This window comes from Paraburkholderia sp. EG304 (assembly GCF_046543485.1).
GTDB classification, from domain to species: Bacteria; Pseudomonadota; Gammaproteobacteria; order Burkholderiales; family Burkholderiaceae; genus Paraburkholderia; species Paraburkholderia youngii.
The window spans coordinates 1-255 of the sequence record NZ_JBKGUA010000472.1 but is presented as its reverse complement, the minus strand read 5'-3'; the positions used below and the strand labels follow the sequence as shown (position 1 = coordinate 255).

Annotated in this window: 1 protein-coding gene; it reads right to left on the bottom strand. The window is 61.2% G+C overall.

The features are described 5' to 3' along the window. The coding region (locus ACLFKU_RS44795) for an AMP-binding protein (RefSeq protein WP_410853526.1) at positions 1-238 on the bottom strand (238 nt) is incomplete at its 3' end. Positions 239-255: the final 17 nt, after the last annotated feature.

The following is a 255-nucleotide window of genomic DNA, read 5'->3' as shown; positions in this document are numbered from 1 at the left end:
CCCCGCCAATGTAGAGCTCCCCAGCCGCCCCGAACGGCACCGGCTCGCCATGACCGTCCAGCACGTACACCCGCGTGTTCGCAATCGGACGGCCGATCGGAACGTGCGTCGATACAGCGCATTCGCTCGGAATTTCGTAAAAGGTGCAACCCACAACCGTTTCGGTCGGCCCGTATTCATTCACCATCCTGGCGCCAGGCTGAACCCTGCGCCACAACTCGACTGTTGAATGCGACAGCGCTTCACCACCGATAA